This window comes from Kocuria gwangalliensis, assembly GCF_039544365.1.
Lineage (GTDB): Bacteria > Actinomycetota > Actinomycetes > Actinomycetales > Micrococcaceae > Kocuria > Kocuria gwangalliensis.
This window is the reverse complement of sequence record NZ_BAABLN010000065.1, coordinates 1-6,329: the sequence shown is the minus strand read 5'-3', so window position 1 is coordinate 6,329 and position 6,329 is coordinate 1. Positions and strand designations below refer to the sequence as shown.

The window sequence follows — 6,329 nt, the reverse complement described above, 5'->3', positions numbered from 1 at the left end:
CCACCGACCCCATACCGCCTGCGGCGACCAGCCCCCGGCCTCACGCACCCCGGACCGTGTCAACAACGTCACGCCCTCTTACACCTAGTCGCGGCTGGCCTCGGTACCGGTGTCGCCGTGGCAACAGGCGGGGCATCTGTGCCAGCTACTGTAGCTGCTATCGCAGCAGGAGCGGCCCCGTTTGCCCCAGCAGCATACGACGCCGTGGAGGCGATACGCACCCCTCGCTTCAATCGAAATGATCCATTGGCGTATGCGGCACTGGCGAGCAGACTTTAGGCGTCGGTGAGCAAGAAGGCCCCGGAGTGACCCGGGACCTTCGGCATGGCTGTTTTAGCTGCTCATCCGAAGGCGCCGGATAGCGCCAAGGTGGTGACTGTTTCGACCGCTCCACTTGTGGCCGCCGTGACGGCTGGGATCCCAATGCTCGCGGCAATAGTGCGCAGCTTGCCTGCCTTTCTGATGACGTCGCCGGTGTCGGGGGCCTCCTGCACGGTCGCGGCGCGCAGGTCCTCGACCGCCGCCAGCAGCTCCGCTCGGGCCTCGTCGTCAGCCACGTCCCTTGCTGCGGCTTGCACGGCGTTGAGGAGCTTGAGGGCGTCTTCGACGCTCAGCCCCTCAGTTTTGGCCTTGGCTCTGTGCCCGATGGCAGTCGGCCCGTTGGACGTCTGGATTGTGGTGTTGTACTGCGTACCGATGTGCTGGCCCACGGCGGCGTCTACGGCATCTTTCTTGGGCAGCTCAGCCAGAGGAGTCTCCGCCGTCAGATCGGCGACGACGTCAACGAGCTGGGTACGGATCTGACCCAGTACCCCGGTGAGCACTGCACCGGATAGCGAGTAGGACATCCCCGTGATCTGCTGGTATGGGCCAAGCTGTCTGTTCCAGACAGTTTGGGCGTAGGCCAGTCCCGTGTTTGTAAATGAGGTTGAAGACCTCCCTGTGAGGCTTTCCAGCTCTTCGACGGGCTGACGGAGGGGGAACGACTCCGGCGCCCCTTCCTGAGCCTCTACGGGCAGCTGCAGGCGATCTAGGGTTTGACCCGTGACCACGGTGTTCCCGCTGATCGAGTTCACCTTGATCGGCAGCGGCGGCAGCAACCGATAGCTGGGCACGTCTACGTCCTCGTCGTATCCGTTGAGCTCGTATCTGGCCCACTGCCGCAGAGAGTCGGAGCCGGTCTCGGCACCGAGCAGCAGGCACTTGCGGAGGAGCCCGGCTAGAGGCTCGGATTCGTCGAGCACGTGCTCCCTCAGAGAACTGAGCAGGGTGTTCGCCATTCAAGATCCTTCTGCGTAAGGGGGCCGAGGCATGTCCCGCTGAATCTACCGGGATCTCCCGACACTCCGGGCCGGTGCAGGCCAGCATCGCCGGCGTTGATCAGCGCTGACACCCAGGAAAAAGCTTGGTGCCGGATGTGGTCCGGCACGCCCTCGCTATACGGGAGCGGATCGCGCAAACCCCGGCGGACGGACAGCGGAACGAAGCCTTGAGACATGATGCAAACACTACTTTCCTAGGCCGACGCCACCGACGGGTCATCCGGCACGCACGTGGTCGCGCGCATTGCCGCTGAAGTGGTGAAGTGCGACGACGATACGTTCGACCACGTGGCGGATCGCCGGACGGTGCGCCGGGCCTGAGAGAATCCGGCCATGGGCACAGACGAAGCGGTAGTGGGCGTCGTTCAGCATGAGGACGGCATTCTCCTGGTCGGCACGAGCGTCGACGTCCAGGCGCTGGCCGAGCGTTTCGACGCGAGCTCGAAAAGCACTGCGAAGCTGACACCGGATCTCCTGCTCGCTGCAGGTGCGGCCTTCTACGGGCTCTCCGAAGCACAGGCGCAGAGCGGTCGCTGGATGAAGCTCACCGCCGAGTCCGCGACGACTTTGCGAGAGGCCGGGATCACCGCGTCGACGAAGGACGGCCTGTTAGCTGGTGTCGCCCGGGGGCCGGCGGGATCGATCGTGGGGCACCTGCGGTTCGAGCCAGCCGCCCTCGCCACTCCGGCAGCACCCATGGTTTTGGCAGCGACGGCCACGGCCATGGCGCTCCGTCAAACCGCCAAGGAGATGACGGACTATCTCGAAGCGATCGACATCAAGGTCGAGCAGCTGCTCGCGGAGACGAAGTACAGGGAAGTAGCTCAGCTGCACGGGATCTCGTTGGCCCTGGATGAGGCCACGATGATCCACGAGCAGCTCGGCACCGTGTCCGCCACGACCTGGTCAAAGATCCAGGGGAACTCCACGGATCTGCACATTGCCCTGTCCTCCGCCCTGGAGCACCTGCGCGGCTTCGCAGATGACGCCCGCACAGCCACGTCTTCAAGTGCGTTCTCCTCGGCCACCAAGAAGATCAAGTCAGAGCTGCCGTTCTGGCTCGCCGTCCTGTCCACGGCCATCAACTTGCAGGACCGTCTGGCCGTGCTGGAGATCGCTCGCGTGACGGCAACCGACCCGGACGAGCTCGACAACCATCGCCGGGCCATCGGACTCTCCCGGGCGGACCGCCTCAGCGGCGTGTGGAAAATCGTTCACTCACTGGCCGAGGCGTTCCACCGCCCGGACCTGCTCACCGACAGCGAGAAGCTTCGCCACCCCCGGCTCAGCACGCAGATCGACGCGAACGTCAACACGATCAACGCCCAATTGGCGACCTTCGCCCACCACGCCCGGCTGGAGAATTTGGCACTGGTAAATGCCCGGCACAGAGCTTGGAGAGGAGCGCTCGGCGCGGTGCCGAAGGCCGCCCGGGCCAGGGTCAAAGCTGTGGGCGCCCACGTCGGCGCAGCGCGCGACCAGGTGGTCCTCGACATGGCCGCGAGGATCGAGGACAAGCGACGCCAAGAACTGCCAAATGACCCCGGCTCAGACGTCGCGCTCCGCGAGTCAGACAAGGAAGTCCAATGAACAGAGACGAGTTGGTGTTCGGCGTCGCGGGCAGCACAGCAACCCCAGCGGTGTCGATCACGCTGGCCCAAGCCGGTCTCCGCGAACGCGAGCATTTGCAGGAGTGGGTACTCGCACACCCGGAGATGCTTGGTGTCGATGTCCTGGTCATCACCAGTGAGTTCGACCGGTGGATGTCCCGGGACGGACGCGAAGCCGATCGCCTGGACGTGCTGGGCCTCGATGCAGACGGGCGACTGGTTGTGGCCGAGTTGAAGCGAGATCAAGCCCCGGATTTCGTCACCCTGCAGTCGGTCAAATATGCCGCTATGGCCTCACGGTTCGAAGTGGAGCAGCTTGCTGATGCCTATCTCAGCTTCCATTCGCAAGAAGATGACGCACCCACCACCGCAGAGGAAGCGCTGGCCGTTCTCCGGACGCACGCACCTGCCCTGTCCTCCGACACCCTTCGATCACCGCGCATAGTACTCATCGCCGGGAGCTTCCCAACCACGCTGACTTCATCGGTGGTCTGGCTCGGTGAACAGGGCATCGATTTCACCTTGATTCAGGTCGGCGCCTACCGACTCGGGGACCACCATTTGGTCACTGTGTCCCAAGTGTGGCCACCGCCCGAAGCTGAGGAATTCGTCGTGGCGCCCTCTCGGGCGGAACGAAGTACGAGCACAACTACCACTGTGCCCGAAGCCCCCTGGACCGTTGACGACCTCACGCAACTGGCAAGCGCGACCTCGAGCCCGACCATCCTCGCCACGATGGACCTGTGCGCCGCAACACCAGGGGAATGGATCGGCGGGGATCAGGTCATGGAACGCACTGGCCGGGAAAAGAACGCCCACCGCGGAGACTATGGAGGCTTCGCCATCACGCTGCGCCGTCGGTTCAATCGCAGCAATGCCCCTTATGAAATGAACTATGCCGTAGGCAATACGCCACAGCAGTACTATCGCCTCTCACCAGAGATTGCCCAGATGTGGCAGCGGCTACGTCCACAGCATGACTCGAGCGGCACGTCAGCGACATGAGCGGTGAATCAATGCTCACCTCACTTCCTGCAGCTGAGTGTCCGGTAACCGGGCCTTATGTAAAGCGAAGACCAGGGTGCATCCTTGTACCCGCTGCTTATGCGGTCAAAACCGGAGATACTTCGATTCGCCCCGGCACTGGGCCGGTTCAGCCGAGATCGAGGAAGGAACGGAGCTCAGCGAAGGCCTCGGGCACCACGGAGTAGTGGGCCCACTTGCCGCGCTGCTCGCGGGTGACCAGTCCCGCGTCGACGAGCTTCTTCATGTGGTGGCTGACCGTGGGCTGGCTGATGTCCACCACCGCGGTCAGGTCGCACACGCAGACCGCACCGCAGCCCTGGGCGGCCACATGGGAGAGCAGCTGCAGGCGAGTGGAGTCGGACAGGGCCTTGAGCCGACCGGCGATCCGCTGCGCGTCATCCACACCCATGGGCCCGCCCGCAAGGGAGCAGCACTCCGTTGCTGGTGCGCTTGGGGCGTACACATCAGCGGTGGTGGCCTGGCGGTCGGGTGCGAGAATCATCACCCCATCCTACATTGACCGATGTCGATGTGACCCTTAGTGTTTCCGATAGATCATTGTCAATACGAAGGGCTGCCCCTGATCATGAGCAACACGGCCACCGCCCCCGCCACCCACCAGGGGGTGATGAAGGACCTGTCCCTCCTCGACCGCTGGCTGCCCGCCTGGATCCTCATTGCCATGCTCGCCGGTCTGCTGCTGGGCCGGTTCGTCCCCGGTCTGAACACCGCCCTGGAGGCCGTGAAGATCGGGGAGGTGTCGGTGCCGATCGCGATCGGTCTGCTGGTGATGATGTATCCAGTCCTGGCCAAGGTCCGCTACGACGAGACCCACCGGATCGCCGGGGACCGCCGGCTGCTCGGGGCCTCCCTGGTGCTGAACTGGATCGTCGGGCCCGCGCTGATGTTCGCTCTGGCCTGGATCTTCCTGCCCGACCTGCCCGAGTACCGCACCGGGCTGATCATCGTGGGGCTGGCCCGCTGCATTGCGATGGTGCTGATCTGGAACGACCTCGCCTGCGGGGACCGTGAAGCGGCCGCGGTGCTAGTCGCGATCAACTCCATCTTTCAGGTCATCGCCTTCGGCGCCCTGGGCTGGTTTTACCTCCAGGTCCTCCCCGGGTGGCTGGGCCTACTCACCACCTCTGCGGAGTTCTCCGTGTGGTCCATCGTGGCCAGTGTCCTGGTGTTCCTCGGCATCCCGTTGGTCGCAGGGTTCCTCACCCGCACCCTGGGCGAGAAGGCCAAGGGCCGCACCTGGTACGAGACCACGTTCCTGCCGAATCTGGGGCCCTGGGCCCTGTACGGGCTGCTGTTCACTATCGTGTTGCTCTTCGCCCTGCAGGGCGACGCCATCACCTCGAGCCCCTGGGACGTCGCCCGCATCGCTGTGCCCCTGCTGGCTTACTTCGTCCTCATGTTCGGCATCGGCCTGCTCGCCTCCCGCGCCTTGGGGCTGACCTATGCGAAGTCCACCACCGTGGCCTTCACCGCCGCCGGCAACAACTTTGAACTGGCCATCGCCGTGGCCATCGGCACCTTCGGGGTGACCTCCGGGCAGGCCCTGGCTGGTGTGGTCGGCCCGCTGATCGAGGTGCCCGTGCTGGTGGCGCTGGTCTACGTGTCCCTGTGGGCCGGGCGGAAGCTCTTCCCCGGTGATGCCACCGTCCCCACTCGCTGACCCCACCACATTCCGCGCATCCTCTGACCCCGCGACTCTCCAGGAGTATCCATTGAGCGAGACCCCGAAGCCTTCCGTCCTGTTCGTGTGCGCCAAGAACGGCGGCAAGTCCCAGATGGCCGCCGCCCTCATGGAACACCGCGCAGCAAATGCCGTGGAGGTCCACTCCGCCGGCACGAAGCCCGGCAGCAAGATCAACGTCCTCTCGGCCGAGGTCATCGCCGAGGTCGGGGCCGATATGTCCCACGGCCACCCGAAGCCCATCGACCCTGACCTGCTGCGCACCATCGACCGGGTCGTGGTCCTGGGTGTTGAGGCGAAGGTTGAGCCGGCTGAGGGCATGGCCGGGACCATCGAGATCTGGCACACCGATGAGCCCTTGACCCGGGGCATCGAGGGGGCCGAGCGGATGCGCTTGGTCCGCGACGACATTGACGCCCGGGTACAGCAGCTGCTCACGGAGCTCGCCAACGGTGGCCCCGCCTGACTCCCACCCCCTTTTCTTCTTCTCCCTTCCGACAGAACGGATGATCCCGATGACTGCTTAGCCTCGATCCACCGACGCGGGTTCGGGCCGGAGCGTGATTCCAGATCTGCTGGGTGAGCATGTTTCGGGCGTGGTGAAGTAGCCGGCCTCGCTGTTGGCGGTGTTCCACTGTTGGTCCTTCGGTCGTGCCGGGGCGCGGCGTT

General features: G+C 64.7%; 6 protein-coding genes. 4 read left to right on the top strand and 2 right to left on the bottom strand.

Annotated elements, in window-relative coordinates:
- Positions 1 to 341: 341 nt before the first annotated feature.
- Entirely contained in the window at positions 342 to 1,280 is a 939-nt protein-coding gene (locus ABEA06_RS13760) for an AbiTii domain-containing protein (RefSeq protein ID WP_345311867.1), read from the bottom strand.
- A 375-nt stretch (positions 1,281 to 1,655) separates the two neighbouring features.
- Between ABEA06_RS13760 and ABEA06_RS13755 the strand changes: the two genes are divergently transcribed.
- Positions 1,656 to 2,912, top strand: a complete 1,257-nt coding sequence (locus ABEA06_RS13755) for a hypothetical protein (protein ID WP_345311866.1) — start codon at positions 1,656 to 1,658, stop codon at positions 2,910 to 2,912.
- Positions 2,909 to 3,937, top strand: coding sequence for a hypothetical protein (locus tag ABEA06_RS13750; protein ID WP_345311865.1), 1,029 nt, complete (start codon positions 2,909 to 2,911; stop codon positions 3,935 to 3,937). The genes ABEA06_RS13755 and ABEA06_RS13750 overlap by 4 nt, the downstream gene beginning before the upstream one ends.
- A 148-nt stretch (positions 3,938 to 4,085) precedes the next feature.
- Here ABEA06_RS13750 and ABEA06_RS13745 read toward each other — a convergent pair whose 3' ends face one another.
- Positions 4,086 to 4,460, bottom strand: a complete 375-nt coding sequence (locus ABEA06_RS13745) for an ArsR/SmtB family transcription factor (protein WP_345311864.1) — start codon at positions 4,458 to 4,460, stop codon at positions 4,086 to 4,088.
- A gap of 84 nt (positions 4,461 to 4,544) precedes the next feature.
- On the opposite strand from ABEA06_RS13745, the gene arsB reads away from it, so the two are divergent.
- Entirely contained in the window at positions 4,545 to 5,639 is a 1,095-nt protein-coding gene (gene arsB, locus ABEA06_RS13740; protein ID WP_345311863.1) for an ACR3 family arsenite efflux transporter, read from the top strand.
- Positions 5,640 to 5,691: 52 nt separating this feature from the next.
- Positions 5,692 to 6,126: an arsenate-mycothiol transferase ArsC gene (locus ABEA06_RS13735; RefSeq protein ID WP_345311862.1), complete on the top strand. Its 435-nt coding sequence runs from the start codon at positions 5,692 to 5,694 to the stop codon at positions 6,124 to 6,126.
- The last annotated feature ends 203 nt before the right edge of the window (positions 6,127 to 6,329 follow it).

Bases quoted from the DNA above. Each gene is read 5' to 3' on its own strand.
- ABEA06_RS13760 (WP_345311867.1), bottom strand. From the start codon at position 1,280: ATGGCGAACACCCTGCTCAGTTCTCTGAGGGAGCACGTGCTCGACGAA.
- ABEA06_RS13755 (WP_345311866.1), top strand. From the start codon at position 1,656: ATGGGCACAGACGAAGCGGTAGTGGGCGTCGTTCAGCATGAGGACGGC.
- ABEA06_RS13750 (WP_345311865.1), top strand. From the start codon at position 2,909: ATGAACAGAGACGAGTTGGTGTTCGGCGTCGCGGGCAGCACAGCAACC.
- ABEA06_RS13745 (WP_345311864.1), bottom strand. From the start codon at position 4,460: ATGATTCTCGCACCCGACCGCCAGGCCACCACCGCTGATGTGTACGCC.
- arsB (WP_345311863.1), top strand. From the start codon at position 4,545: ATGAGCAACACGGCCACCGCCCCCGCCACCCACCAGGGGGTGATGAAG.